29 protein-coding genes are annotated in these 26,246 nt (G+C 68.4%); 5 read left to right on the top strand and 24 right to left on the bottom strand.

Annotation, left to right across the window (positions count from 1 at the left end; translation table 11 throughout):
- Positions 1-99: 99 nt before the first annotated feature.
- From AQJ54_RS30835 to AQJ54_RS30730, 22 genes are all read right to left on the bottom strand, one after another.
- The gene (locus AQJ54_RS30835) at positions 100-513 is read right to left on the bottom strand and encodes a DUF3151 domain-containing protein (protein WP_062242691.1); all 414 of its coding nucleotides are present in this window, start codon (positions 511-513) and stop codon (positions 100-102) included.
- A gap of 171 nt (positions 514-684) precedes the next feature.
- On the bottom strand, positions 685-2,154 hold the full coding sequence (locus tag AQJ54_RS30830) for an MFS transporter (protein WP_062242688.1): 1,470 nt from the start codon (positions 2,152-2,154) through the stop codon (positions 685-687).
- A gap of 65 nt (positions 2,155-2,219) precedes the next feature.
- A complete protein-coding gene (fbaA, locus tag AQJ54_RS30825; RefSeq protein WP_030319767.1) occupies positions 2,220-3,251 on the bottom strand; it encodes a class II fructose-bisphosphate aldolase in 1,032 nt (343 codons plus the stop codon).
- Positions 3,252-3,398: 147 nt separating this feature from the next.
- Positions 3,399-3,947 carry an orotate phosphoribosyltransferase gene (gene pyrE / locus AQJ54_RS30820; RefSeq protein WP_062025950.1) on the bottom strand — a complete coding sequence of 183 codons (549 nt, stop codon included), beginning with the start codon at positions 3,945-3,947 and terminating at the stop codon, positions 3,399-3,401.
- A 10-nt stretch (positions 3,948-3,957) separates the two neighbouring features.
- Positions 3,958-4,746: an aldose epimerase family protein gene (locus tag AQJ54_RS30815; protein WP_062242684.1), complete on the bottom strand. Its 789-nt coding sequence runs from the start codon at positions 4,744-4,746 to the stop codon at positions 3,958-3,960.
- Positions 4,747-4,759: 13 nt separating this feature from the next.
- Positions 4,760-5,956 carry an SRPBCC domain-containing protein gene (locus tag AQJ54_RS30810; RefSeq protein ID WP_063806470.1) on the bottom strand — a complete coding sequence of 399 codons (1,197 nt, stop codon included), beginning with the start codon at positions 5,954-5,956 and terminating at the stop codon, positions 4,760-4,762.
- A gap of 172 nt (positions 5,957-6,128) precedes the next feature.
- Positions 6,129-7,766, bottom strand: a complete 1,638-nt coding sequence (locus AQJ54_RS30805; RefSeq protein WP_062242679.1) for a polyamine aminopropyltransferase — start codon at positions 7,764-7,766, stop codon at positions 6,129-6,131.
- A gap of 108 nt (positions 7,767-7,874) precedes the next feature.
- Positions 7,875-8,399 (bottom strand): DUF2617 family protein, encoded by a 525-nt coding sequence (locus tag AQJ54_RS30800; protein WP_062025947.1) that lies wholly within the window; start codon positions 8,397-8,399, stop codon positions 7,875-7,877.
- A 402-nt stretch (positions 8,400-8,801) separates the two neighbouring features.
- Positions 8,802-9,155, bottom strand: coding sequence for a hypothetical protein (locus AQJ54_RS30795; protein ID WP_062242676.1), 354 nt, complete (start codon positions 9,153-9,155; stop codon positions 8,802-8,804).
- Between the two features lie 179 nt (positions 9,156-9,334).
- Positions 9,335-10,597 (bottom strand): tyrosine-type recombinase/integrase, encoded by a 1,263-nt coding sequence (locus AQJ54_RS30790; RefSeq protein ID WP_062242674.1) that lies wholly within the window; start codon positions 10,595-10,597, stop codon positions 9,335-9,337.
- An 88-nt stretch (positions 10,598-10,685) separates the two neighbouring features.
- Complete coding sequence (locus AQJ54_RS30785) at positions 10,686-10,925, bottom strand: helix-turn-helix transcriptional regulator (RefSeq protein ID WP_062242671.1); 240 nt, start codon at positions 10,923-10,925, stop codon at positions 10,686-10,688.
- A 475-nt stretch (positions 10,926-11,400) separates the two neighbouring features.
- Positions 11,401-12,876, bottom strand: a complete 1,476-nt coding sequence (locus tag AQJ54_RS30780; protein WP_062242668.1) for a hypothetical protein — start codon at positions 12,874-12,876, stop codon at positions 11,401-11,403.
- Position 12,877: 1 nt separating this feature from the next.
- A complete protein-coding gene (locus tag AQJ54_RS30775) occupies positions 12,878-13,717 on the bottom strand; it encodes a bifunctional DNA primase/polymerase (protein ID WP_062243041.1) in 840 nt (279 codons plus the stop codon).
- A gap of 197 nt (positions 13,718-13,914) precedes the next feature.
- The gene (locus AQJ54_RS30770; RefSeq protein WP_062242664.1) at positions 13,915-14,193 is read right to left on the bottom strand and encodes a hypothetical protein; all 279 of its coding nucleotides are present in this window, start codon (positions 14,191-14,193) and stop codon (positions 13,915-13,917) included.
- Positions 14,194-14,207: 14 nt separating this feature from the next.
- On the bottom strand, positions 14,208-14,675 hold the full coding sequence (locus tag AQJ54_RS30765) for a hypothetical protein (RefSeq protein WP_062242661.1): 468 nt from the start codon (positions 14,673-14,675) through the stop codon (positions 14,208-14,210).
- Between the two features lie 20 nt (positions 14,676-14,695).
- Positions 14,696-14,890, bottom strand: coding sequence for a hypothetical protein (locus AQJ54_RS30760; RefSeq protein ID WP_062242659.1), 195 nt, complete (start codon positions 14,888-14,890; stop codon positions 14,696-14,698).
- Between the two features lie 18 nt (positions 14,891-14,908).
- Positions 14,909-15,160 (bottom strand): hypothetical protein, encoded by a 252-nt coding sequence (locus tag AQJ54_RS30755; RefSeq protein WP_062242656.1) that lies wholly within the window; start codon positions 15,158-15,160, stop codon positions 14,909-14,911.
- 140 nt (positions 15,161-15,300) lie between these two features.
- Positions 15,301-17,529 (bottom strand): cell division protein FtsK, encoded by a 2,229-nt coding sequence (locus AQJ54_RS30750; RefSeq protein WP_062242653.1) that lies wholly within the window; start codon positions 17,527-17,529, stop codon positions 15,301-15,303.
- Positions 17,530-17,688: 159 nt separating this feature from the next.
- Complete coding sequence (locus tag AQJ54_RS30745; RefSeq protein WP_211278603.1) at positions 17,689-18,060, bottom strand: RRQRL motif-containing zinc-binding protein; 372 nt, start codon at positions 18,058-18,060, stop codon at positions 17,689-17,691.
- Complete coding sequence (locus AQJ54_RS30740) at positions 18,057-18,917, bottom strand: hypothetical protein (protein ID WP_062242647.1); 861 nt, start codon at positions 18,915-18,917, stop codon at positions 18,057-18,059. The genes AQJ54_RS30745 and AQJ54_RS30740 overlap by 4 nt, the downstream gene beginning before the upstream one ends.
- Entirely contained in the window at positions 18,914-19,204 is a 291-nt protein-coding gene (locus AQJ54_RS30735; RefSeq protein ID WP_062242644.1) for a hypothetical protein, read from the bottom strand. Before AQJ54_RS30735 ends, AQJ54_RS30740 begins: the two co-directional genes overlap by 4 nt.
- A gap of 99 nt (positions 19,205-19,303) precedes the next feature.
- Positions 19,304-20,116 (bottom strand): DUF4097 family beta strand repeat-containing protein, encoded by an 813-nt coding sequence (locus tag AQJ54_RS30730; RefSeq protein ID WP_062242641.1) that lies wholly within the window; start codon positions 20,114-20,116, stop codon positions 19,304-19,306.
- Positions 20,117-20,602: 486 nt separating this feature from the next.
- Here AQJ54_RS30730 and AQJ54_RS30725 point away from each other — a divergent pair, with 486 nt between their 5' ends.
- Both AQJ54_RS30725 and AQJ54_RS30720 read left to right on the top strand, forming a co-directional pair.
- A complete protein-coding gene (locus tag AQJ54_RS30725; RefSeq protein WP_062242639.1) occupies positions 20,603-21,361 on the top strand; it encodes an XRE family transcriptional regulator in 759 nt (252 codons plus the stop codon).
- 2 nt (positions 21,362-21,363) lie between these two features.
- Positions 21,364-21,837, top strand: a complete 474-nt coding sequence (locus AQJ54_RS30720) for an NUDIX domain-containing protein (RefSeq protein WP_062242636.1) — start codon at positions 21,364-21,366, stop codon at positions 21,835-21,837.
- Here the strand turns inward: AQJ54_RS30720 and AQJ54_RS30715 are convergent.
- A complete protein-coding gene (locus tag AQJ54_RS30715) occupies positions 21,825-22,391 on the bottom strand; it encodes an HD domain-containing protein (RefSeq protein WP_062242633.1) in 567 nt (188 codons plus the stop codon). The genes AQJ54_RS30720 and AQJ54_RS30715 overlap by 13 nt on opposite strands.
- A complete protein-coding gene (locus AQJ54_RS30710) occupies positions 22,388-22,855 on the bottom strand; it encodes a GntR family transcriptional regulator (RefSeq protein ID WP_062242631.1) in 468 nt (155 codons plus the stop codon). The genes AQJ54_RS30715 and AQJ54_RS30710 overlap by 4 nt, the downstream gene beginning before the upstream one ends.
- Positions 22,856-23,086: 231 nt before the next feature.
- Between AQJ54_RS30710 and AQJ54_RS43935 the strand changes: the two genes are divergently transcribed.
- The 3 genes from AQJ54_RS43935 (at position 23,087) to AQJ54_RS30705 (ending at position 26,073) form a co-directional block, all read left to right on the top strand.
- On the top strand, positions 23,087-24,298 hold the full coding sequence (locus AQJ54_RS43935) for a DUF262 domain-containing protein (RefSeq protein ID WP_079070074.1): 1,212 nt from the start codon (positions 23,087-23,089) through the stop codon (positions 24,296-24,298).
- Positions 24,299-24,310: 12 nt separating this feature from the next.
- Entirely contained in the window at positions 24,311-24,925 is a 615-nt protein-coding gene (locus tag AQJ54_RS45790) for a HEPN domain-containing protein (RefSeq protein ID WP_159055571.1), read from the top strand.
- 224 nt (positions 24,926-25,149) lie between these two features.
- Entirely contained in the window at positions 25,150-26,073 is a 924-nt protein-coding gene (locus tag AQJ54_RS30705; protein ID WP_159055570.1) for a hypothetical protein, read from the top strand.
- Positions 26,074-26,246 lie beyond the last annotated feature (173 nt).

Genomic DNA, 26,246 nt, shown 5'->3' with positions numbered 1-26,246 from the left:
CACGGGGCCCCGGTCCCCGCCGGGCATCCTCTTCCATGGTCCGCGCAAAAGGCAAGGCCCGCCTGATCACACAGGCGGGCCCGGAGAACGTACGGCGGATCAGCCCAGCGTCTGGGCCGCCGTCGGCGAGGAGTCCTTCAGGAACTGCGAGCAGCGCTCGTACTCCTCCTGCTCGCCGATGGATCCCGCGGCGCGGGCCAGGGCGTGCAGGGCGCGCAGGAAGCCGCGGTTCGGCTCGTGCTCCCAGGGGACCGGGCCGTGACCCTTCCAGCCGTTGCGGCGCAGCGCGTCCAGGCCGCGGTGGTAGCCGGTGCGGGCGTAGGCGTACGACTCCATGACACTGCCCCGCTCGAACGCCTCGTCGGCGAGCTGGGCCCAGGCGAGGGAGGAGGTGGGGTACTTCGCGGCGACATCCGCGGGGGCGGTGCCGTTCGCCAGGAGCTCGCGGGGCTCCGGGTCGTCGGGGAGGTGGGTCGGGGGCGGGCCCCCGAGAAGGTTTTCGTGAATCGACATGGGTCCAGTTTCCCTCGGCTTGGGGTCCGTCGTTGTCCGCGGGTCCGTCGTGGCTGGTCGCGCAGTTCCCCGCGCCCCTGAAAGCGGTGGGCACAGCTAGGCAGACCCTGACTGCACCCACTCAGGGGCGCGGGGAACTGCGCGACCAGCCCCCACCGGCCCGCAGCCGACCTACGACAACCGCCCCCGCGTCCGCTCCCCCTCCAGCGGCGGTGTCAGAACACTCCCATGCGTCCGGCACTCCGGTCGCCGACACCCCGCCGGCAGCGACCGCACCATGGCGAAAGCCACCACGGACCCCACCACCAACACCCCCGCACAGACCACCATCGCCCGCCCGAACGCACTGTCGAACGCCGAAGCCGACCGGTATGCCTCCGACCCCATCCCCGCGACCAGCGGCAACGCCGCCACCGCGATCAACCCCGCCGCCCGGGCCGCCGCGTTGTTGATCCCGCTCGCCAGGCCCGCCCGCGAGGTGTCCACCGACCCCAGCACCGTCGCCGTCAGCGGTGCGACGAGGGTGACCATGCCGGTCCCGAGGACGAGCAGCGCCGGCAGGACATCGGCGAGGTACGACGCGTCGGGGCCGACCCGCAGCATCAGCAGCATCCCCGCCGCACACAGCAGCGGGCCCACGGTGAGCGGGATACGCGGCCCGATCCGGTCCGCCAGCGCACCCGAACGCGCCGAGAACAACAGCATCAGCGCGGTCGTCGGCAGCAGCGCCGTACCGGCCGCGAGGGCCGACCAGCCCACCACCACCTGGAGCTGGAGGGCGGCCAGGAAGAAGAACCCGCCGAAGGCCGCGTACACGCACAGCGTCACCAGGTTCACCGCCGTGAACTGCCGGGAGGCGAAGATCCCGAGCGGCATCATCGGATCGGGCCGCCGCTTCTCGACGGACACGAAGGCCACCCCGGCGGCCAGTCCGGCGACGGCCGTGACGACGACCACCAGGGAGCCGGAACGGGCCTCGATGAGCGCGTACGTCACCAGCGCGAGCGTCAGCGCGCCGAGGACCGCGCCGAGCACGTCGAAGCGCCCGTGGTCCGTACGGCCGTCCGCCGACTCCGGGACGTGCCGTACCGCGATCGGCGCACACACCAGGGCCAGCGGGACGTTGAGCAGGAACACCCAGCGCCAGCCCGGCCCGTCCACCAGCCAGCCGCCCACGAACGGCCCCACGGCCGCCCCGATGCCGCCGAACCCGGACCACAGGCCGACGGCCCGGCCCCGGTCGTCGGGGTGGAAGGAGGCCTGGATCAGGGCCAGGGACCCCGGCGTGAGCAGCGCGCCGCCGACGCCCTGGAGGGCCCGGGCGGCGACGAGGACACCGGCGTTCGGGGCGAGCCCGCACAGCAGCGAGGCCGCCGCGAACCACACGACGCCGACGACGAAGACCTTGCGGCGGCCGTACCGGTCGCCGAGGGAACCGCCGAGCAGGATCAGCCCGGCCAGCGTGAGCATGTACGCGTTGACCGTCCACTGAAGGGCGGCGAGGTCGGCGTCCAGGTCGCGGCCGATGCGTGGCAGGGCGACGTTGACGACCGTCGAGTCCAGCATCGCCATGCTGGAGCCGAGGACGGTGGTGAGCAGGATCCACTTGCCTTGCGGCGAGGCCAGCCGGACATCGGGCATGACCCAGGTATACAGCGAGCCCGGTGCCGCAGCACCGGGCTCACCGCGATCAGTCGTGCAGGGCCTTACTTGATCTTCGTGCCCGCCGAGCGCAGGTTCTGCGTGGCCTCGACGACGCGGGCGGCCATGGAGGCCTCCGCGAGCTTGCCCCAGGTGCGCGGGTCGTAGGTCTTCTTGGAGCCGACCTCGCCGTCGACCTTCAGGACGCCGTCGTAGTTGCGGAACATGTGGTCGGCGACCGGACGCGTGAAGGCGTACTGCGTGTCGGTGTCGATGTTCATCTTGACCACGCCGTTCTCCAGCGCGGTGCGGATCTCCTCCTCGGTGGAGCCGGAGCCGCCGTGGAAGACGAAGTCGAAGGGCTGGGCGCCGGCCGGCTTGCCGAACTTGGCGGCCACGCCGTCGTTCAGCTCCTTCAGCAGGTCGGGACGCAGGACGACGTTGCCCGGCTTGTACACGCCGTGGACGTTGCCGAAGGAGGCGGCCAGCAGGTAGCGCCCCTTCTCACCGAGGCCGAGCGCCTCGGCCGTACGAATCGCGTCGTCGACCGTCGTGTACAGCGAGTCGTTGATCTCGTGCGAGACGCCGTCCTCCTCGCCACCGGTCGGAGTGATCTCGACCTCGAGGATGATCTTGGCGGCGCGGGCGCGCTCCAGGAGCTCCTGGGCGATGGAGAGGTTGTCGGCGAGGGTCTCCGCCGAGCCGTCCCACATGTGGGACTGGAACAGCGGGTTGCCGCCCGCCTTCACCCGCTCCTCGGACACGGCCAGCAGCGGGCGTACGTACCCGTCGAGCTTGTCCTTGGGGCAGTGGTCGGTGTGCAGCGCGACGGTGACCGGGTACTTCTCGGCGACGATGTGCGCGAACTCGGCGAGGGCCACGGAACCCGTGACCATCTCCTTGCTGTACTGGCCGCCCAGGAACTCGGCACCACCGGTCGAGATCTGGATGATGCCGTCGCTCTCGGCCTCCGCGAAGCCGCGCAGCGCAGCGTGCAGGGTCTGGGTCGAGGTCACGTTGATGGCCGGGTAGGCGAACTTGCCTGCCTTCGCCCGGTCGAGCATCTCGTTGTAGACCTCGGGGGTTGCGATCGGCATGTGTCCGCTCCTTGTATCTGCGGGTTGGCGTACGGCGTACTTACGGCCCTGACCTAGACCTTGTGTGGGGGTTCGACGTCATCGTCGGCCCCATCTTTCCAGACTCGCCCGGATGCTTCGCCCGAGCCGTCTCAGCCTGTGGATAACTCAGGCGAGACCCAGCTCGTCCTTGCCGAACGCGAACAGGTACGGGACGCCCGCGCCCTGTTCGATCTTCTCGGCGGCGCCGGTCGCGCGGTCGACGATCGTCGCGACCGCGACCACCTCCGCACCCGCCTCGCGCACCGCCGCGACCGCTTCGAGCGGGGAGCCACCGGTGGTCGAGGTGTCCTCGACCACCACCACCCGGCGGCCCGCGATGTCGGGGCCCTCCACCCGGCGCTGCATGCCGTGCGCCTTCGCCGCCTTGCGCACGACGAACGCGTCCAGGCGCTGCCCGCGCGCGGCGGCCGCGTGCAGCATGGCGCCGGCGACCGGGTCGGCGCCCATGGTCAGGCCGCCGACCGCGTCGAACTCCAGGTCCGCGGTCAGGTCCAGGAGCACCTGCCCGACCAGCGGGGCCGCCTCGCCGTCCAGGGTGATGCGGCGCAGGTCGACGTAGTAGTCGGCCTCCAGGCCGGACGACAGGGTCACCTTGCCGTGCACCACGGCCTTGTCGAGAATCTGCTGCTTCAGGGCGGCACGCGCGTCAGTCATGCCTGTCAGCTTAGAGGCGCCGCCAGGTCCAGGTCGTCGAGGCCTCCAGCGGCTCCAGGGGCGTGACCAGGCGCGGCAGGGTGTTCAGGCCGTTGGGCGGCCCGGTCTGCGGCTCCACGCAGACGGCGGCCTCCTGCTCGTCGTAGACCACGACCCATTCCTCGCGGCTGGTGACCTTCAGCTCCAGCTGTCCGGGCCAGGTGAGGGTGACGTCCACGCCCTCGGGCATGCCGAAGCAGTCGTCCCATGGACTCGGCTTCGGGTCGACGCGGTGGCCGGTCGGCAGGTGGTCCTCGCCGCGCTCCTCCTGCCAGGCGGGTGTGAAGTCGACCCGCACGCCCTCGCCGCCCAGAGTGCGGTTGAACCAGGGGTGCCAGCCGATCTGGGCCGGGAAGGAGGAGTCGTACGTCTCGACGGAGATCGTGAGCGTGAGGGCGTCCGGGGTGAGCGCCGCGATCTGGGTGACACGGCCGGGCCAGGGCCAGGGCTCGACGAGGTCGTACGTCATCACCGCCTCGTCGGTGCCGCTGCGGGCGACGGTCCAGGCGCCGTCGCGGGCGGTGCCGTGGATGGCGTGCGGTGGGGAGTTGAGCGGCATCTGGTGGGTGGTGGCGCCGTCGCGGAAGCGGCCGTCCCGGATGCGGCCGCACCAGGGAACCATCGGGAAGCAGCCGAAACGCTCGCCCTGCCGCAGCAGTTCGACGCCTCCGACCCGAAGTCCCCCGACGCGTCCGCCGTTTGACGGCTGCAAGGTCACTTCCGCATCGCCCGCGGTCAGCGTGATCTCTTCATGGCTCACGGGACGACAGTACTCAACGCCGTTTCCTCAGCACGCGCGTGACCACGATCGCCGACGCCAGCGCGACGGCCGCGGCGGGGGCCGCCCAGCGCAGGGTCGCGCCGGCGGTGACGGTCTGGGGGGCCGGGACGGGGGCGTAACGGCCGCGCGGGGGCGCGTGGTCGACCTCCTCCGCGCTGCGGCCGATCATCGTACGGCGGGCGTGGGCGGCCTCGGCCGGGGGGTTGAGGGGTTCGGTGAAGTCCTGATCGGGGGCGGGGGTCGGGGCGGTCGGGGTCGGGGGCTCTTCGGGGGGAGCCGGGGACTCGTCGGGCGGAGCCGGAGTTTCGTCGAGCGGCGCCGGAGCCTCGTCGAGCGGCTCCGAGGTTTCTTCGGGCGGCGCCGGAGCCTGGTCGAGCGGCGCCGGGGCCTCTTCGCGCGGCGCCGGGGTCTCTTCGGGTTCGGGCGTCGGCGAGTCCTGGGAGGTCGCTGCCTCCGACCCCTCCGTCCGCTCCGGCCCTTCCGGCTCCTCAGCCTGCTTCCGCTGCTCCAACTCCTCTGCCTGCTCCGACCCTTCCGGCTTCTCCGCCCGGTCCGGTCCTCCCTGCTCCTCAGCCCGCTTCCGCTGCTCCGGCTCCTCCGCCCTGTCCGGTACTCCCCGCTCCTCCGCCCGCTTCCGCTGCTCCGGCTCCTCCTCCCGCTCCTGCTCTTCCCCGTGCTCCGCGCTCTCCTGTACTCCCCCGTGCTCCGCGCGCTCCCGCTCGCCCGTGTGTTCCGCGCGCTGCTGCTCGGCCGGCTCCCGCGCGCCCTTCTCCGCCTCGGCCAACCCCTCCGCGAAACGGTTCAGCAGGCGTACGACCGCGGAGCCGACCGCGTCCTGCGGGAGTTCCGTGATGCGGCCGTCCGCCGTGGCCGTCGCCTCGAAGGCCAGGGTCGTGCCGTCGTCGGTGTCGCGCAGGCGCAGGGTGAGGGAGAGGTGGACCGAGCCGGTGCCGCGGGCCTCGGTGGCCTCGCCGTCGGCGGTGTAGGAGCCGTCGTCGCGGCCGGTGAGGCGGACGGCCCCGCGGTAGGTGACGGAGTGGCTGCCGACCCGCACCTTCAGGCGCCCGGCGACGGGCTCCGCGCCGGCGTCCTGCTGGAGCCCGGGAACCGCCCGGGCCACCCTCGCGGGGTCCCCCAGGGCCTCCCTCAGCCGCTCGGCCGGAACCGGAACGAACACCTCATGCTCCATGCTCGCGAGCCTACCTACGGGGGCCCCTCGCGGCACTCCCGTTCGTCGAAAGTGACCGCGGGTCGCGCCGGAACGCCAAAGGACCGGAACGCCAAAGGACTGGTCGGCCGAAGAACCGATCCACCGAAGGACCGGTCAGCCGAAGAACCGATCCACCGAAGACCCGCCCCGCTCAGTACCGCGGATGCACCAACGTGGACGCGGGCAGCCCACCGATCCTCGTCGCGGCCGCCGCCCTCCCGGCCTCCCGCAGGGCCCCCGGCGTCAGGCGCGCCCCCGGCACCCGGGGGCCCAGGGCCAGCGGCGGGCGGGTGTGCGGGGACGCCAGCACGAAGCCCCAGTCGTCCGGGCTCCTCGACGCGCGGGCCGTGCGGTCGGGACCCGACGGGACGTCCGAGGCGCGGCCGGCGAGGCGGTAGGGCGTGGTGTGCAGGCCGGCCGCGCGCATGGTCGCCTCCACCGTCCAGAAGACCCGGGGGCGGGCGGCGAGCGGCCCGGCGTGCACGACGAGACGGCCGTCGGGGGCGAGGACGCGGCGGACCAGGCCGTAGAACTCCTGGGAGTACAGCTTGGTGCTCGCGGTGATCCCGGGGTCGGGCAGATCGGCGACGACCACGTCGTACGACGGCTCCGGGAGCCCGGTGCGCAGTCCGCGGAAGGCGTCCGCGACGATCACGTGCACGCGCGCGTCGCCGTACACATGGCCGTTGAGGCGGGAGAGCGCCGGGTCGCTGCGGGCCAGGTCCACCACGGTGGGGTCGAGCTCGACGACATCGACGCGTTGGACGCTCGGGTAGCGGAGCACCTCGCGGGCGGCGAGGCCGTCACCGCCGCCGAGGACGAGCACGCGCGCGTGGGGGCCGTTCATCGCGGGGTGGACGAGGGCCTCGTGGTAGCGGTCCTCGTCACGGCCGCTGACCCTGAGCCGGCCGTCGAGGAAGAGGTCGAGGGGGCGGCCGCCGGTGCCGCCGGTGAGGACGACCTCCTGGACGCCGCTCTGGACGGCGACCCGGACGTCCTTGCCGTAGACCGCCTCCCGCGCGGCCCGTTCGAAGTCGTCGACGAGGACGGCGGCGGTGGCGAGGACGCCGAGCACGGCGAGGTTGGCGCCCAGCAGCAGCCAGCGGGCCCTGCGGGTCAGATCGCGCCGGAACAGGCCGAGGACCAGGGTGCCGCCCGCGACCGCGTTGACCGCGCCGGTGAGCAGGGCGCCGGTCAACTGGCCCAGCTGGGGCAGCAGGAGAAAGGGGAAGGCGAGGCCTCCGACGAGGGCGCCGACGTAGTCCGCCGCGAACAGGTCGGCGACGGCGCCGCCCGCGTCCTGGCGGCGGATGCGCTGGATGAGCTCCATCAGCAGGGGGACCTCGGCGCCGATGAGCAGGCCGATGGCGAGCGAGAAGGCGACCAGGAGCCAGCGCGGCCCGCTCGCCCACGGCCCGCCCCAGTCGCCGGTCCAGGCGAAGACGGCGTACAGGGCCATCGCGCTGCACCCGCCGACCAGGGCGAGGAGCGCCTCCAGGGCACCGAACGCGGCCGCGGCGAGCCCGCGCAGCCGCTTGGCGGCGAGTGAGCCGATGCCCATCGCGAAGACCATGACGGAGAGCACCACGGACGCCTGGGTGACGGAGTCACCGATCAAGTACGAGGCCAGGGCGACCAGTTCGAGCTCGTACACCAGTCCGCAGGCCGCGCAGACGAAGACGCACGCGAGGACGAGGAACCGCCCGGTCCCCTGCCGGACCGGCAGCCGCGCGGGCCCGGCCCAGGGCGGCGGAGCGCCGGGCGGGGCGGGGGCGTGCGGCTCGATCACGGTGCGACGTTACGTTACGGCTCGGGCACGCTTCGTCACCCACACGTGTGGAAACGGGGGTCAATCGGGAAACAGGTGTTTGTCATGCCGCCGGACCGCACCACCGGCTCACCCCGACGTCGCGACCGGAACCCGGGCCCCCACCCGGGTCCTGGTGGCCACCAACTGCCCGTCCTGCGGGTACGCGTGCCAGGTCCGCCAGTGCACCTGGCCCTCGTGGCGCTGGGCCAGCATCGCCGTGAACGCGTGCGGGCTGCCCGGGAAGACACCGGCAAGTCCGTTCGGATGGTCGGACACCAGCGCCAGCAACTCCTGTGCGCGGCCCGCGAACTGACCGGGCGACAACCGCTCGAGCCGGGCCGCGAACTCGTACTCCCAGTCACCCACCCGCTTGGCCACGCCCAGCGGCAGCGGTGTGCTGCTGCCGGCGATGCAGGCCACGGTCTCCGAACAGGTGCCCCGCGCCTCCTCGAGGAGCACTTGGTGGGAGGCACCGAGGAGTCTCAACTGAAGCTTCGCCCCGGCGAGTTCGAGGTCGAGCGTGGCGAGGGCGGGCAGCGGCTCACGCCCCAGGGCCCAGGCGAGGTCGGCCGCGCGCGTGTCGGTGTACGAGGTGTTCAGGGTCGTGAGCATGGATCGGCTCCGCTAGCACGCAAAGAAAGGGTGGTGTGGGGTTCCGGCACACCCGGGCGACTGTGGGGGGATCGGCCCGGTCAGCCCAGTCGGCAGGTCAGGACGTGTCCGTAGGACGTCCGAGGGGCTGTGTTGGTGATTGAGAGGGAATCATGAACAGTGGCGCCGACACAGCGTTTTTACCCAACTTCGTGGGGTTTCCATCCCTCCGTGGGCTCCACAGCTCAACTGTTCAACCGCGGCGCACGCCGCGGCGGCCGGAGCGTGCGCCGGAGCACTGCCGCACCGGAGTGAAAGTGCGACAAGCGGGGGCGTGGGTCCCGACCCAGGTCCGGACCCACGCCCCCGCGCTCCCCCCGTCCGCGGATGCGGTTCCCCCTGACGGAGCTCGGCTGCCCCGTGTCAGCTGCCTCCCCCGCATCCGCCCCCGCCGCCGCAGGACGACCCGCCACCACAGGACGACCCACCGCCGCAGGAGTGCCCACCGTGGTGGCCGCCACCCCCGTCGTGTCCGCCGTGGTGGCTGCCGCCCCCGTGGTGTCCACCGTGGTGGCTGCCGCCCCCGTCGTACCCGCTGGAGCTCCCGGAGTCCGACCCGCCTCCGCCGCCGCCGACCCACCAGCTCTGGCTGCCCGCGGCGCCGCCTCCACCGGCGGCCCGGACCCGCCGCCGCGTCGAGCCGTTCCTGAACACGACGGCCGCGACACCCACCAGGAACACGACCACGAAGACCAACAGGATGATGCCGATGACCATGGCTCACCCTCCTTCCGATACCCCCCGAAGCGACCCCCCGTGGGCGCCTCGCCGGTTGCGTGAGCTGGAGATGCCCCTCCGTCTCACGGACCAAAGCAGAGTTGAGGAACTTCAGAGGCTTCTCTACGGGCAACGGCCCCTGACCTGCACAAAAGGGCAGTTCAGGGGCCGTTCGTGGGTCACTGGGCCGTCTGTGGGCCGTGATCTTCCTGAGAGTCGCGCTGGAACACCTTGTCGATGGCCAGGCGGGCACGCTTGCGGCTGTCGGGCATCAGGTGCGCGTACACCCTCAGCGTCAGCCCCGGGTCGGCATGCCCCATGTACTCGCTGACAGCCTTGATGTTCTCACCCGCGTCGAGCAATGCGGATGCGTAGAAGTGCCGTAGGGCGTGCATGCCGTGCTCGCGCGCTGAGTCGTACTTGCCGTCATCGTCTGCGTCCGGGATGAGTCCAGCGACCGCGAGAGCAGGCTTCCACTCCTTGCCGTTGAAGTTGCTACGCCAGACCATGCCCCCTTGCTCCGCTGTGAAAATCAGACGAGCGGATACCTTCGGGCCTTCCGGTACGTCCCACGGCAACGTGATCTCTACGGGTTTGAAGGCGTCCATGTGCGCCCGGAGGGCTTCCGCCACGGAGTCGGGCAGGGGGACGTCCCGTTTCTTGCCTCCCTTGGGGAGGGCGAACACCGGGTGCCCTTCGACGTGCTTGATCTGCCGGACCACGTGAAGCGTGCGGCCGTCGGTGTCGATGGCGTCCTCAGCGAGCCCGAACACCTCGCCCTGCCGCAGGCCGCACCCTGCCCCGACGTTGACCATCGCTTGGTACCGATCCAGAAGGGCCGCGCGAACGGCGAACACCTGGTCGGGCACCCACGGGATGACCGGATGCGCATCGGGCTTGGGGCGCCGGACGGTCCGTGCCCCGCACGGGTTGCGCGACAACAGCGTGTCGTCGACAGCGGCGGACAGGACCGCTTGAACGTCCGCGAAGATGTTCCGGGCGTAGGCAGCGCTGACACCTGGCTTCGCTTCCAGGGCCGCGACAAGGTCCCTGATGTGCTGCGGTCGGAACGTCCCGATCGGCCGGGACCCGAGCACCGGGTAGACGTGCAGCCGCAGACGCCGACCGAGTTCCTTCCTGGTCATCGGGCTCGCAGTCCTGGTGTCCAACCACTTGTCGGCGTACTGCCGGAACGTGATCTGCATGGACTTGGGGTCGGTGTACTGGCCGCGACTCATGTCCGTCTCAACAGCGCTGAGCCACTTCTCAGCGAGTCGCTTCTGACGGTCAGGGAAGCTCTTGGACTTCTCAGTACCGTCAGGGCCGATGTAGCGGGCCCGGTAGCGCAGGCCGGTGCCGTAGCGGTCGGATTTGACGCGGACGGTCTTGCCGGCGGTGTTGGTCTCGGTCTTGTACCAGCGGTCTTGGATGTGGCCTGCCATCTGGGGCGTGATCCCTTCTGGGCATGGGACGGGGAGGGCCACGGTGTGGCCCTCCCCGGGGTGTTGGGTGGTGCGGTGTGCGGCTCTCTCAGGCGACGTCTTCGAGGGCGGTGCGTTCGGCCTCCCACGCCTGTACGGCGGCGGGGTTGAAACGGAGGTAGCGACCGACGCGGAAGCCGGCCGGGCCGATGCGCTTGCGGCGCCACTGGTAGACGGTTTCGACGCTCGGGAGGCTGAACATGGTGACCAGGTCTTCCGGGGTCAGGTAGCGGTCCGGGAGGCCGCCGCGGAGCAGGGCGCGCGGGTCGGTCGGCTCTTTGCTGGCCATGGCTGGTGACTCCTCATGTCCGTCGGGGGGTGGGGTGAGGTGTCCCTCGGTTAGCGGGGGCGGGGCGTGCGTGTGTCCGAGGGGCGGATTTCTGCGTCACCCGCGTCATCTGCGTCATTCAGGCTTCGGACCTGCCGGTTTGCGGTGACGCAGGACGGTGAGGGTGCGTCATCGGTGACGCAGGCTGTTCGTCATCGGTGACGCAGATGACGCAGGATGACGCAGACCTCGGCCGTCTGCGTCACCCCTGTCTGCGCAGGTCACCCGCCGTTTTGCAGGCCGCGGTGACGCAGGTGACGCAGCGTTCCCCTACTTAGGAAAAAGCGGGCCTGTCTTAGTGGTGTCGTGCCGCTCAGATCGTGAAGAAGGAGCCGCTACGCGGCACGACCTGAGCAGGGCGGCGGCGCCGCCGAACAACAAGAAGAGCACGCCACGCCGGGGCTGGTGCTCTTCTTGCTTGTGCGTGCGGCGAGGCCTAGAACACCCGTTCCTGCTCGTGCTGGGGCGGTGGCAGCAACCGGGTCATTTCGAGGTAGCGGCCCTCTTTGGTGCGCCCGGAGTCGATGAGGACACCCCGGGCCGCAAGAGTGGGCTGAAGCCGCTTCAAGCGGTCCGAGAGGACTTTCCCAGTGGTCGGCCACCCTTTGGGGAGTGGGCGGTAGTCCTCGCCGGTGTAGAGGCGGGTGAGGCAGTGCAGCCACTCCGTGGACGTCATCCGCTGGTCCGCGCCCGGTTCGAGCGTGTCAGCGTGCTGAAGGACCGTCTGTGCAAGGAGATCGCCCTCGATGACGTCGTCATTGAGGTCGTCCAGACTGGCCCGGTAGGCGGCGAGGGCACCCAATCCGGTGGCCGCGTCGAGTTGTGCGCACAGGTGCGCGAAGTCTGCCATCCGCAGATCGGTGGGGGTCTCCGCTTCCGCCGCGCGCACCTTGGCCGTGAGATCCAGGAGCGAACCGAGGACCACGGGCAGGATCTCCGCGTACTCGGTCCACAGCTCATCCTCGGTGCGCCGCACCCGGGGCCGCTCCAACCGCAGCGGCAGGAGCCGTTCAGCAAGGTCGGGGCGGATGACGCCGACGTCGATACCGGTCATGAGCAGGGGGCGGCGGTAGCCGACGCGGAAGACGTCCCCATCGGTGAACAGCGCGCGCTTGACGTTCTCCGCTCCAGTGACGATGCAGCACATCGCATCCGACAACTCCGGGGTCATGTGGGAGAGGTTGTCCAGGGCGGTGACCCAACCGGCCGCCACCGCCGTGATCAGGTTCTCCTCATCCTTCGGTGCCCGGCGCAGGTCCCCGCTCATGCCCTCAATGATCCGCACGAGCATCCGCCCACCGGTGGACTTGCCGGCACCCTGCGGACCGGTGAGGAACGGGGCGGGGACGGGCACGGACGGCCCAAGACAGCCGATCAGCCACGCGATGGCCAGGCACTCGGTTTCCGCGGTGGCGAAGTTGCACAACCGCATCAACAGGTCGATGCCTTTGCCGTTGGTGTCCTTGGCCGGCAGGGGCAGTTCCCCCGTGAGCTGGGTGCGGCGCCAGGACACCTCACGCGGGTCCGGTACGGCGATGTCCCATCCGGTGGGGTGGATCCGTACCGACTGCCCGTCCGCGCGGCCCAGGTCCAGCCAGGTGGCCCCGTCGTATCCGGGGGCAACGCGGATGTGGACCGGTTGCACGTCCTCGGTCAGGGCGAGGGCTTCGATCAGGTCCAACGCCTCCTTCAATGCGGTCCCGTTGAACACCCCGCGTCCGTCCCTGAACAGGCCGACCATGAGTTCCTGGCGGTGGCTGCCGGTGGTGCCCTGCGAGCGGATTGGGCGGGCCACGGGGTGGCCGTTGCGCTGCGCGTACACGGTGCCGTCGGCAGTGCGGAAGTAGCGGAAGTGGGCTTGGGCGTAGTCGGTGATGATCTCGCGGGCGGGGTTCTTCTCGTCCTCGGACATGTCACAGTCCCAACGTGGTGCGGGCGTTGGTCCACGCGTCGGTGCAGTGGCGGAGGGATTCACCCTTGGCCTGCGCGGCGGTGAACAGCCGCGCAACGTGGGCATCGGTGAGGCAGCCGCACCCGCCATGCGTCGACAGCACCGCGAGAAACGTGCGATAGACGGTCGCGTGCACCGCGCTGCGGGCCTCGGTAATGCGCTGCTCCGCCATGGCGATGCCACGCTCCAGATAGGTGGGCGTGCGGTGCCGACACTCCCTCTGTACGCCCCCGAGGGGCACTGAGAGCGCCTGTGGCGCCCTGCGGGCAGTGGACGGCTCCTTTACTGCCAGCGCGCGCACAGCGTCCGGCAGAGGGGCCGTGACGCCCTCACCCTTAGCGAGCCAACGGGCGTATGCCATAAGGGACTTGATGTCCACACCGGGCCGGACGCCGTTCACGGACCGCATCACGCCCTGATAGATCCGGTGCTCACCGCGCGTCGTCTTCACGATCCGGGTGGCGGGTAGGGTCGCCCGGGCCCACGCGATGGCTTCCGCGTTGTCGCAGTCCACGATCGTCAGGCCGGCGCCACCGGGGTGGTAGGCGACCGCCGCCGCGTCCCGCCACGCGCCCGCCCACATCGGGGAGTTGATGACGCGGGTGTCGATAGTCGCGGCGGCCCATCCGTGGCAGGGCGCCGGGCAGGTGCAGGGGCCCGGAGTCTTCATGTTCGGCCGGCCGCCGCACGCGTTGCGGACACAGGCCGGGCAGTTCGCGAACGGCAGCTTCCCCGCCCGCAGCGGCAGAGGCGGAACGCCGGCGTCTGCGAGCCGCAGCGCAGTGTGCAGATGCTCGCTCATGCCGCGGCCGGCGTCGCCGTGGCGGCGAGGTAGGTGCGACCGGGACTCAGGCCTCGTACGGGTGGCATGGAGCGAGGGGCCCTCGCCGAATGTGCGCAGTTGGGCCATGCTGTAGGTCTCCTGATTCTGTTTCGTCGGGATGGGAGACCGAGGGCGGCGGGTTGTCCTTGTCCGGGAGCCGCCGCCCTCGGGTAGAGCTAGAACGGGGGTTCGTTGCTGTAGCCCCACGGGTCACGAGCGGCCGTGCGGCGGCGCAGCCAGCGGGGCCGACGCGGCAGGGGAAGCAGGACCCAGCACCGGGTCTCGTTCCAGCAGCCGCAGGGCTCCCAGTTGGTACCGGCGTACTCGCCGTTGTGGTCGCCGTAGTCGTACGCGAACCCGCCCTCGCCCTCGCAGTCTCGGCAGTCTGGGCGGGGGGTGTCGGTCAGGATCAGGGCCCGGGGCCAGTGGGCGACCTGAATGCGCAGTCGGGGCATGAACGCTTCTCCTGTCAGCCGTTGAAGTGGTTGCGCTTGAAGACCGCTTTGCGGATGTGGAAGGTGTTGCCGCCCTTGGCCTCGCCGGGCTTGAAGATCTGCACGGCGACGTAACCGCCGAAGATGACGGCCGCGAGGGTGATGAGCTGTGTGATCAGCGCCGTCAGCGCGGTGACGAACGTGGTCAGCAGCAGCAGGCCGCCGCACACGGCGAGGAAACCGACACCCCCGAGGGCGACGTTCACCGCCGCCCGGGAGACGGCCGGCTTGGCGGCGAGGGGTTCGGGCTGTGTGGGGCTGATGGCGTAGCCGGTGACGACGCGGCCGTCTGGCAGAACGATGCTCGCCACGGACGGGATCGCGCCCGGATGCATGGGAACGAGCGGGCCGGTGTGTGCGGGGGCGAGCGGGGTGGGGGTGTGGACCTCCACGGCCGCCGTGGCGTGTCCGGCCGGGCGGCCGTACGCGGTGGGTTCGTTCACGGTGCTGGTCTCCCTTCGGGTCAGCGGCCGACGTCGGCGAGGGCGCCGGTGACGGCGGCAACGAGCTGGTTGACCGTGTCGGCCGCGCCGGTGTTGGCGAGGTAGAAGCCGAACAGGGCGACGGCGACGGCCGCGCCGGCGCCGACGGCCTTGAAGCGCAGCAGCATCAGGACCACGGCGGCGAACAGCAGAACGAGCGGGATGGTGATGACCATCGGTCCTCCGGGGTGGGGTCAGCGGGTGCCGGCGCGGTAGGTGCGCGCGGCGCGGTTGTAGATCCAGCGGCCGACGCGTATGCGCTTGCCGGTGGCGTCGCAGCGGCGGCAGTCACGGCCGCGTTTGGTGCGGCCCTTGCGGTCGGTCTTGAAGCCGTGGCCCATGCCGTGGCAGCGGCGGCAGTCGCCGAACGGGCTCAGCCAGCACTTGAGGCTGTAACCGAGAGTGACGGCGAGTAGGCAGGCGATAGCAAGGAGGGGAAGGCTCATCAGGGGCCTCTCAGGCGGGTTTTCGGCGTTTCCGCAGGTAGGCCGCTATCTGCTAGCGGCCTGATCAGGGGCGGTTTTGGTCGCTAGCAGGGTTGCTACCGGTAGCGACGCATGCCGCTACCGGTAGCAGGCTGTGAGACCTATCCCGCATCCCGCTTTTCGTTGCGCTGCGTAATCGCGGCGGCGATGTCGTCGCGCTTGATGCCGCGCTTGTTGACCTGTTCGCCGTCGATGCGCCGGCTGATCTGCATGGTGCCGATACCGAACGGCTTGAGCGCTGCGGTGAGCGCTTCCGCCTTAGGCTTGGGCTCCAACTCCGCCCACGGGCCGTAGACATCGGGGCGCAGGTCGGCGAGGCGGTCAACGATGGTCTCGGACCACACCTTGGCCTCGCCCTTGCCCAGCACGGACGCGACGTCGTCAAGGATCGTCGCGGACACCTCCGGCGCCGGGGCCTCGCCGACCGCGTCACCGGTGAGCGTGCCCTCCGCCTCCCGCAGCGCCGCAGCACGGGTGAGGATGCGTTCAGCGTCGCGGCCGTCGGCGAGGTATGTCCGCACGATCCCCGAGTCATCCGACATGCCCTTGAGCAGGCCAACGCCCTTGTGGGACTTGAGCAGCTTGGACGCGTCCAGACCCTCGCTGTAGGACCCGGCACCGAGGATCGTGTCCGAGACCTGGTAGGCGCCGACCCGCAGGGCGAAGCGGGCCTGGTGCTGGTCACGCAGCTCGGAGGGGCACGCCTTGTCGTCCGGCTTCTGCGTCGCCGTCATCACGGACACACCCACCGCGGGGGCGACCCGGGCGAGGTAGACCATCAGGGACAGGATCTCCTTGCCGTGCTCGGGGTGGGTCAGGTACTCCTGCACCTCATCCACCACGAACAGCGTCAGGGGCATGTTCAGCTTCTTGTCCCGGCTGATCTCCGGGGTGAGCTTGCCCTCCGGGCAGACATGCAGCGGCAGTTCGGAGAGCCGGTGGTAGCGGTCTTCGACGTCCGCCTTGAGTTCCCGCAGCGAGGTCAACAGGTGCTGAACCGGGTCGAACCCGTTCTTGGGCACGATGCCGAACCCGATGCGGTGCGCGACCAGCGCGAACTTGCGCCAGTCCGGTGACGCCTTGCCGTCGAACACGTACAGCCGCACGTACGGATCCAGGGCGGCGGCGAGCGCGATCGTGCGGGCAGAGAACGTCTTACCCTGCCGGGGCACGGCGCCGACCAGCAGCGACAGCCACAGCATCGTGGCCATGACCGGGTTGCCGCGCTCGTCGACACCCCACGGGAACGGCTTCCAGAAGTCCACCCGGGTCGCCCCCAACAGCGGGGACTTGCCCGACGGCACGGCGAGCGGGTCACGGTCGGCGATCCAGTAGGAGACCCGCCGCCCGCTCGTCTCGTCCTTGTCCAGGAAGAGCTGAGTGGGGGCGATGTCCATACCGGAGGCGAGCCGGGCGTGAGCCTTCACCGCGTCCTCGAACGTCTTGCCGTAGGGCAGATCCACCACCACCCGCCAGCCGTCGCCGTCCCGGCCGATCGGCCGGGGGAACGCGATGGTCTGGTCTTTGGTGGTCAGCCCGGACGCCTCGTGCGCGCGGATGACGATGTCGGAGGACAGCCGCCGCTTGCGGAACGTCACCTTGGCCATGTCGATCAGCGGCCGATCGGCCGGCGCCCCGACCGCCCCGAGCGTGGTCGTCAGCGTCGCCACGGCCAGAAGAAGCAGCCAGGACGGCGCCATGACGAACAGGGTCAGAGCGGCGGTGAGGCCGACAACTCCCCCGAGGAAGGCGACGATGCCCCGCAGACGGACACGGTCGTTGCGCTGCCGCGACAGCTTCAGGTACTCCGCCACGTCCTCGTTCGCCACCGACGCAAGCCGCAGCGACTTACCCTCCGCGTCGAACACCCACCGGCCGACCGCGGCCGACCAGCGCCACGCCCCGCGCGGCGAGTAGAACAGCACCTTGGGCGTGTAGATGCAGGGCAAGCGCACGGCGTGGTAGCCGACCACAGCCGAGTAGTGCCGCACCGCCCACTTACGCACCGCCGTGCGGTGGTCAGGCAACTTCACCCAGTCCGGCAGGACCGGCAGACGCGCCTTGTCCTTGGCCTCCATCCACTCCGCGACCGAGGGCGGGTACACCTCGCGCGGCGGGTCCACCGGCGCCCCCTCGGCAAGCCCTTCGGCCTCCGGGTCGTCAGTGTCGGGGAGTTCAGCCTCCCACTCCCCCGGCTTGGCCTCGCCCTCGCTCGGAGCAGCGGCCGGCGCGGGCTCGGTCTTCTTCAGCGGGAACGGCAGGACCTCAGCCGTCCGGTCGTCGGTGCTCTCCGGGTCGTCCCGGGGCGGGAACTCAGGGTTTTCCGTCACGATGTACGTGCTCCTTCGGGAGTCGAAGGGTCCGGCCGGCTTGCTGTGGAAGGTGGGCGGCCGGACCCGGGTTCGATCGTGAGGCGGGGAAGGGGCCGTAACTATCACGAGTTCGTGATAGTCGTGGCCAAAGCCTCACTCTGTGAGTTCGTCGAGCATTCAGGTAGCGCGCTGTTCCTCGGGATAAGCGCAGGTCACACACATGCCGAGCGTGGGCGGGATGACGTATCCGGCGTCCCGGTGGCACTCGGGGCAGCGGCGGCGAGCGGCATTGGCCTTGGCCAGGGCCGCCCACCGCGCGGGGGTCATCGGCCGCACCGGTAGGGCGAGGTCGATCCGGTACAGGTACGCGGTCAGCGGCCCGCGACGGCGACGCCGGCGCAGGACCTGCGCCGCGATGTCCTGACCGCCCGGCCGCAGTCCGCGGATCCGGAGTTGGCGGCGGGTGGCCAAGCCGTCCGGCGCCAGGCGCCACGGGTAGGTGGGGATACCGAACGTGGTGCCGTCCGGGTCCCAGAACCGCACGCTCACGCCACGCGCTTCCACGCGGCCCGCAACCGGACCTCGGAGGCGGAATGACCGGCCTGGCGAAACCGGGCCGCCATCTCGCGATACGACAGGGCCGGGGTCTCGCTGTGCGTGATCTCGTCGACCAGCGCGTCAAGGGCCGCGTCGGTGAGCGCGGGTCCCGACTCCAGGGAGAGCGCGGGGACCGGTTCAGTGGGGCCCCACACCGGCAGCTCCCAGCGGGGCGTGACGTCGGGTGTGACGCGGTTCGTCACGCTGGTCAGCGCCCTGCCGGTGTCCTCGCCCTGCCGTGCCTCTTCCAGCGTCGCCCACGCCCGGGAGAGGGTCTTTGCGGTCTTGGCCTGTACGCGGGCGACGCGGGCACCGGCCCCCGTCACGGCCGCGAGCCGGGTCTCCTCGGTCGCCGCATCGGCCCGCAGCCGGGCACGCGCCACGGCCGCCTCATCCCGTGCTTCCTGCTGAATGCCCCGGATCGCGTCCAGGGCGGCGGTGGTAAGCGCGGTGCGCTCCCACAGCCCGTGAACCAACCACAGTGCCTTCGCGGCGATCGGCAGCCACGCCACGGCCAGCCATGCGCCGGCCGACTGTTCGGCGGTCAGCGCGTGGGCGACCAGGACACCGGCCGCGATCAGACCGAAGAACCAGCCGACCGCGGTGACGATCCGGCTGTGGTCGCCCTGCGCGGCGAGGCGGCGTTCGTAGGCGAGGGTGGCGAGCCATCCCCCGTCGATGCCGAGTCCGACGACCAGGGCGACGGGCCACGGCACGGCCGTGCCCAGCCACATCATGACCACGGCCAGGGTGAGCACCATGGACACCGCCGTCATGGCGACGGCGGGCAGTACGGTCTTGGCCCTCATGCCGCTTCCCCCGTTCCGGCCCGGTGGCCGCGCACGGAACGCAGGAACGGCACGGTGCGGGTCAGGGCGTCGGCGTACAGGGCGTCCCAACCGGCGATCTCGTCACCGGCCTCCGCCTCCGCGACCAGGTCGGCGAGGATCTCGCGGGCCGCGTCCTCGCGGGCCGCGCGCTCGCCGGCCGTCTCGAACTCCAGCGGCCCGCGGAACAGGTCGACGTCGATGCCGAGCGCCAGTTCCGCGAACTCGATGTCGCCGTGGGCCTCTTGGCCGGCGACGAAGGTGCGCATACGCATGGTGGTATCTCCTTGGATACGTCGGGATGCGCGGGGCGGTCGGTTGTCCTGTCCGGGAGTGACCGCCCCGCGAAGAACGGGGGTCAGGCGGTGCTAGCTGATCTGCACGTGGCCGCTGGTCACCCGACGGCGGACGTCCAGGTGAGCGGCGCCGGTGATGCGTGCGCTCCCTGAGGTGGCGTTGACCGTGAGGCGGCCGGTGGCCTGCGCGGTGGCGGCCATGCGGACGTTGCCGGAGGTGAGGTTCAGCCGGGCGCAATGGCCGCTGTAGGCGCCGATGTTGACGTTGCCGGACGTGAGGTTGATGTCCAGCGGGCCGCTGACCTCGCCGACGATGACGCTGCCTGAGGTGACGACGGCTTCCAGGTCGCCGACCCGCTCAGCGGTCAGCGTGCCGGAGGTGCCGTCGTACTCCAGCCGCGCGAGCGTGCCGGTGACGACGGTGTTCGCGCTGTTGGTACTGATCGCGGCCACCGACTTGGCGGGCAGGTGGATCGTGGCGGTGATCGGCGTGACCGCGTCCCCGGCCGGACCGTTGGCGGTGACCTCGCGGCCGTTCACGAACACCTTGCCGCCGCCGTGGCCGGTGATGTGGACGTTGCCGTTGACGATCTGTACGCCGTTGCCACCGGAGAAGGTCATGGTGTTGCCGCCCACCCGGATCGTGGTGCTGCCACCCGTGCCGCCGGCCACGTCCGGGACGCGGACCCGGAGGTTCTGCCCGGTGAGGCTGACGGTGGTGTCGCGGATCGCGTCGGCGGACGGGCCGGAGGTCGCCTCTGTCGTCAGCACCATGCGCGCCTGCTTCAGGGCCGGGTCGACGACGACGCGGATACTGCCGGTGTTCATCGCCAGATCCAGGGCGATCGGGCCGACGACGTCCACGGGGATGATGCGCTCGGTCATGGGCTACTGCTCCTGACTGCGTCGGGAAAGGAAGAGCGAGCACGGCGGGATGTCCTGTCCGGGAGCCGCCGCGCTCGGTAGCAGGCCAACGCCGCGCGAAGCGGCAGGCCAAGTGCCCCGGGCCCGATCCGATCGGGCGCCCTCACGGCTGATTGCCGGGGCCGACGGACCTCACCCGGCCGTCACGGGGACGGGGTCAAACCCCGTCGATCTCAAAGCACTCTGTTGAGTTCTCAAGGAACGAACGCTGCCTTCGTACTCACCCCGCGGGCTTTCCTCCGGACGTCGTTGCAGTACCTGTTTTACAGGTACTGCATAGGGTTCAGTCAAGTACTGCGACGGAACCTCTTTGGCTTTGCGCCGGGACTTCTTGGCGCACAATCAGAATCGCCCCAGGTCAGGGGAGTTGGTTACCCCCTACGTGGACAGCTCCCAACCAGCTGACTACCGTCAAGAGCTCCCTAGATGTCCCACGAAGGGGTACGGATGCCCAACGAGCGGTTGCGGTCGGCCCTGTTGGCCCGTGGCATGACCGTTCAGGACCTCGCGGACAAGATCAAGGTCAACCCGAAGACCGTTGAGCGCTGGATCACGCAGGGGAAGGTGCCGTACCGGCGCCACCAGTACGCAACGGCAGCAGCGCTCAAGGTCGACGTGACGACGCTGTGGGAAGACTCACGGATTCAGGACTCCGCGGCTGACCTGAGCAAGGCCGAGATCACGACGGTCTATCCGCATCGACACCTCGTGCCGTCTGGCCTGTGGCACGAGATGTGCGAGCGTGCCAAGGAGCGCATCGACATCCTTGTGTATGCCGGTATCAATCTGGCAGAGGACCCGCTCTTCTTCTCAACTCTGAAGGAGAAGTCCGAGAACGGCGTCCGGATCCGAGTGCTGATGGGCGATCCGGCGTGCGAGGCCGTCATCCGACGCGGCATCGACGAAGGTCACCGCGTCATGGATAGCAAGATCCGCAACGCGTTGCTCAACTACCGTCCGCTATTCACCAGTCACCCCGAGATCACGTTCCGCTTGCATGACACGGTGCTCTATAACTCGATCTACCGCGCTGACGACGAGATGCTTGCCAACACGCACGTGTACGGCATCGGCGCGTACATGGCACCCGTGCTGCACCTGCGGCGGCTCCCCGGAGGCGGCCTGTTCGACACGTTCGCTAATAGCGTTCAGCAGACCTGGGAAGGCGCCAGGCCAGTGACCGAACACGACATCACGGGAGCTTGAGCATGGGACGCATCGACTACTTGCACGACCCGGATGCTCCGCCGGCCAACTCGGTCGTTCCGTCCGTGGTCGCGTTTGTGCAGAACAACGCGGGCCAGGTGCTGATGATCCAGCGATCCGACAACGGGAGGTGGGCACTGCCAGGCGGCGGCCACGACGTGGGCGAGTCGATCAGTGACACGGTGGTGCGTGAGGTGTGGGAAGAGACCGGCATCAAGGCGGAAGTCGTCGACATGTCCGGGATCTACACCGACCCGGGCCACGTGATGCAGTACGACGACGGTGAGGTGCGGCAGCAGTTCAGCATCTGCTTCCGCGCGCGGCCGGTCGGCGGCGAGGTGCGTACAAGTAACGAGACTACGCAGGTCCGTTGGGTGGACCCATCGGACCTGTCGAAGCTGGACGTCCACCCCACTATGCGCCTCCGAATCGAGCACGCCATGGACCGGACCCGCCCGGTTCCCTACATCGGCTGACGCTTCACGGCGGCGACCCGTTCGAGCACACGCGATGTACTCGCGAGGATCTCCGGTTCAGCGCGACGGATGAACGTACCGATCAGGCTGTCCGGCCCGTAGCGACCGGCGATCTCGTTGACGCGATCCACCGGATTCGTGGGCGTGCCGTCCGGAGTCGTGTTCATGTCGCAATAGCAGAGCGCGTCGTTGAGCTCAGCGCTCTCTCTCCGGAACTCGGCCTCAAGTTCCTCGCGTAGTCCCCTGGCGTCCGCTTCCATCCACGAACAGGAGTGGTGCGCGACAAGGTGCACGACCCGCGCATCGGCGTCCGCTACATCCCGGAGGTAGCGAGCCCCATCAAGCGGGTGGAATCCCGTCTTGGCGAGGTCTGGTGCGTAACCGATGTCGTGCAGGACCGCAGCCGCCTCCAACAGCTCCGCGTCCGCGCCCAGGATCGGCGCGATGCTGCGTGCACGCTCGGCGACTCCGACCGAATGCCTCCAGCGACGCGGCAGCGGGTCGGCAAGCAGCGATTCGGCGAGCGGGTACGCCCACTCCGTCAGTCCCGTCACAGTGAGGAACCCTCCTCTCGATTGGGCAGGGCCCGCACGGTCCGTACCTTGCCCTGTCCCCCTTCGGACAGCCAGCCTGCCGCTTCCAGCTTCCCCAACGCCTTGGTGACCGTCGGGCGCGAGACACCGAACCTCTCGCACAGCGCGGAAGCACTCGGGAACGCTGCCCCGACTTGAAGACCGTCATCCGCGAAGACGTCGGTGAGCCGCTCGGCAAGGGACCGACGGTCGGTCTGCTGTCCCTCTCTGACCGCGCGCCAACGTCCACCCGGGACCGGCTCCGCAGCGCCCTCTTTGTGAAGCACGCCGAACGCGCGCAGGACGACTCCACGCGAGACGCTGTAGTCGCGCATGAGGTCGGTGATGGACGGAAGCTCTGTCTGCTCCGGATTCGCCTCGATCTGGGCCTTGACCGCATCAGCAACTTTGAGGAACGTCCCGCGAGGGCTGACCCGTTCGGACACCCGCGCCTCCTGTCTAGTCGTCTCCCGTCTAGCTTCCCATGGGTGGTCACGCAAGGAAGAACGAGTCTCGTCGCCTAACGGTGCCCCCGCCGGCCCTTTCTCACAGCCCGATGCACCTAGCCCGAGGACCTGCACGATGCAGGGAAAGTCATCGCAGCTCCACGCAGGGTCTGACAAGGTATGACTACGGGCTACCAGAGCCCCTCTGACAGTGAGCGAGATTGGGGAGTCATGGCGTACGCCGAGGAGCCGGAATGGGACGACGTCGATGGCGAGGCCGATGACACGACTGAGCCGGTCAGCTCAGAAGACGTCACACGAGCTGTCGTCACAGACACCGACTGGACCGCTGAAACGATCCTGAGCCAGCTCCGACGCGGCAACATTCAACTCAACCCTCGCTTCCAACGGCGCGACGCTTGGACTAAGCCTAGGAAGAGTCGTTTCATCGAGTCCTTGATCCTTGGGCTACCTATCCCTCAAATCGTCCTGGCCGAGGACAAGAACAAGAGAGGGAAGTTCATCGTGCTTGATGGAAAGCAGCGCCTTCTCGCCCTTCGCCAATTTGCAGCAGGCTCTTCGTTCGCCGTATCGGACGGCAGCGAAGATTTTAAGGGTTTCTCTCTCACAGGCCTTGAGGTTCGCGAAGATTTGAAACTCGTTACTCTAAATAAGATGGAGAAGAGTGACGAGCATTTGGATGACCTGAATGCATTCCTTAATGAAACCATTCGGACCGTCGTAGTCCGACGTTGGCCGAATGAGGACTTCCTTAATCTTGTCTTCTTGCGACTGAACACAGGCAGCGTGAAGTTGTCGCCGCAGGAACTCCGGCAAGCGCTACACCCTGGCCCCTTCACCGATTATCTGGACGATGTGGCCACTAGCAGTAAATGGCTGCGCTCAGCCCTGCGAAACGAAAAGCCGGACTTCCGAATGCGAGATGTCGAAGTCCTTCTTCGCTACTTCGCATTTCAGTACCTACTGGAAGACTACACCGGAAACCTCAAGAAATTCCTTGATGACACCGTGAACTATCTAAATGACAGCTGGGAGGCACACGAAGGCGAAATTCGAGAGGTAGGCGTTGCATTCGATCGAGCAATTGAGACCACCTTCGAAATCTTCGGAGAAAATTCGTTCTACCGCTGGTCGGGAGAGCGTTACGAAGGTCGATTCAATCGAGCAGTATTCGACATCATGACGTACTACTTTACTGACGAGTCGGTAGCAGAGACGGCAGTCGACCGAAAAGACGCGGTTGAAGGGACCTTCCAGGCCCTGTGTGAAACGAATCCACGATTCGTCGAGTCTATCCAAACGACTACTAAGACGACTAGTGCCACACATCGCAGACTGTCGCTCTGGGGAAAAGAGCTTTCGGAAGCACTCGAAATGGATATCGACATTCCGACCCTTCAAGAGAATCGCATTGTTCTCTAGAGGGGAACCGATATGCCTTCATCGAGATTTCAGGATCTGGAGACTCGGATCGCAGATCTGGAGAAACACTTAATCCCCTCCCCGTTCGATCCCACGGGAAGTTACGACGATGTCGTTTACGAACTCACACGAGCGTTCAAAGTTCTCGTCCACGCAGAGTTTGAGGCGTTCATCGAGGATCGCGTGATCGAGGTAGTGAATACCGCATTCTCCCGCTGGGAGTATTCCGGGGTAATCTCCACAAGCCTCCTCTCCGTGGTGGCCTACAAGGAATCATTGCACTCAATGCCTGAGTCACTTTCGGATGCATCACAGAAGAAAAAGTATCCGGATCTGAAGGCTAGAGTCGAAGCAGCCAAAAACGAGTTCAATCGATACGTCAGAACTCAGAATCATGGCATTAAGGAAAAGAACATACTTCGATTGCTGATGCCTATCGGAATCACCGAGAAGGAGATAGATCCGGTGTGGCTCAACGCCACTGAAACTTGGGCGACAGCCCGAGGCGAGGTGGCGCATAAGGCTGCCAAGATGCAGGTAAGGCCTGACCCTCAGAACGAGGTCAAGGCCGTGCGTCAGATTCTCGCTGGATTCCGTGATGTTGACGTACTGATGACAACAAAGTAAGGCGACAGCTCGTGGCGCTGAGGTTGGCGCCGTCGAAGGTGCGCGATGGTGGGCCCTCCTACTCTTGCTTTCAACCCCCGCAAGATGGAGGGCTCCCCACCGCGGGATGGCGCCGGCTAGGGCCTCAAAAAGATGTGGCGTCGCGAATCCGGCATCTGCTATCACGAGAACCTGGCTACGACTTCCGGGAGCCCCCCGTGTATTGCTTTCGCGTCCCCTTCACTATGCCGAGTCAGACCCTGCTTGGGCTGACCGAGAACCAGTTCTCCTTGCAGGACGAAGGGGAGCGACAGGTTTGGCTGAAGCCCTTCGGGGACGCTGACCAACGCTTGTGTGATGCCACCGACCTCGTGATCCGAGGCGCGGGATACGCCACTGAGGACGAAGCTGCCCGCGAAGGCGAGCGGTGGCGGGACGTAATTAGTCGTGCCTTCGCTCGCGTGCACCTCGCTGCCGACTTTGGGGATCGACAGCCCGTCAATATGGTGACAAAAGCGGGCGAAAAATTCTTTTCCCATCTAATGGGGCATCCCGTGTTGGCGCACCTGTCCGGCGTCACAGTCTTCGAAGATCAGCCAGGTCTGCGCTTCCTCGGCGCGCCGAGTGTCAAGGGTTGTAAGCGTCCGTCCGAGGAGCGGAACCGTCTAGTGTTCGAGCAGGCCGCCCGCCTCCATGACCCGCTGAACGGCCGTGAGCGGGTAGCCTTTGACCTCTACAGCGGCTCCTTTTTCCAGCCATCGGCAGACTCGCGGCTTCTGATGTTGACCATGGCGATTGAGACCCTGCTCGTTCGCCAGCCCCGCTCGGATGACGCTCAGACTCACGTGACCGCCATGATCGAGGCCACTAAAGGCAACACAGACCTCACCGACCCTGAGCGGAACTCTCTACGTATGAGTCTCAAGGACCTGCGGAGTGAGTCGATCGGGCAAGCCGGAAAACGGTTGGCCCGGACTCTGGAGCCTCGTACATATGCCGGCCAGGCGCCAGACGTGTTCTTCAGTCGTTGCTACACGATGCGCAGTGTGCTCACGCATGGTCACGTGGAGCGCCCTGATCGGCGTGAGGTAGATGCGCTTGCTGCGAGCCTCGAATTATTCGTCGCGGACCTTCTGGCCGGGCGTCTCCTTACTGAGTTCCCTGATTGATGCTGGGCGAGGCAACGTCTCTCAGGCACAGCATCTTCCTGGGTTCACCCCAATGAGAGTTCGATGATGGTTTTTGAGGGGCGTGGGCCGTGTGCGGGCCAGAGCCTTGGTACAGCGCTTACTGCGTAGTTCAGAGGGTGTGGACGTCGTGACCCCTCATCGGTCTTGAAAGC

The sequence above is a fragment of the Streptomyces griseorubiginosus genome (assembly GCF_001514195.1).
Taxonomy (GTDB): Bacteria; Actinomycetota; Actinomycetes; order Streptomycetales; family Streptomycetaceae; genus Streptomyces; species Streptomyces griseorubiginosus.
Note: the sequence above shows the minus strand (reverse complement) of the source record. Positions and strands in the feature narration are given on the sequence as shown.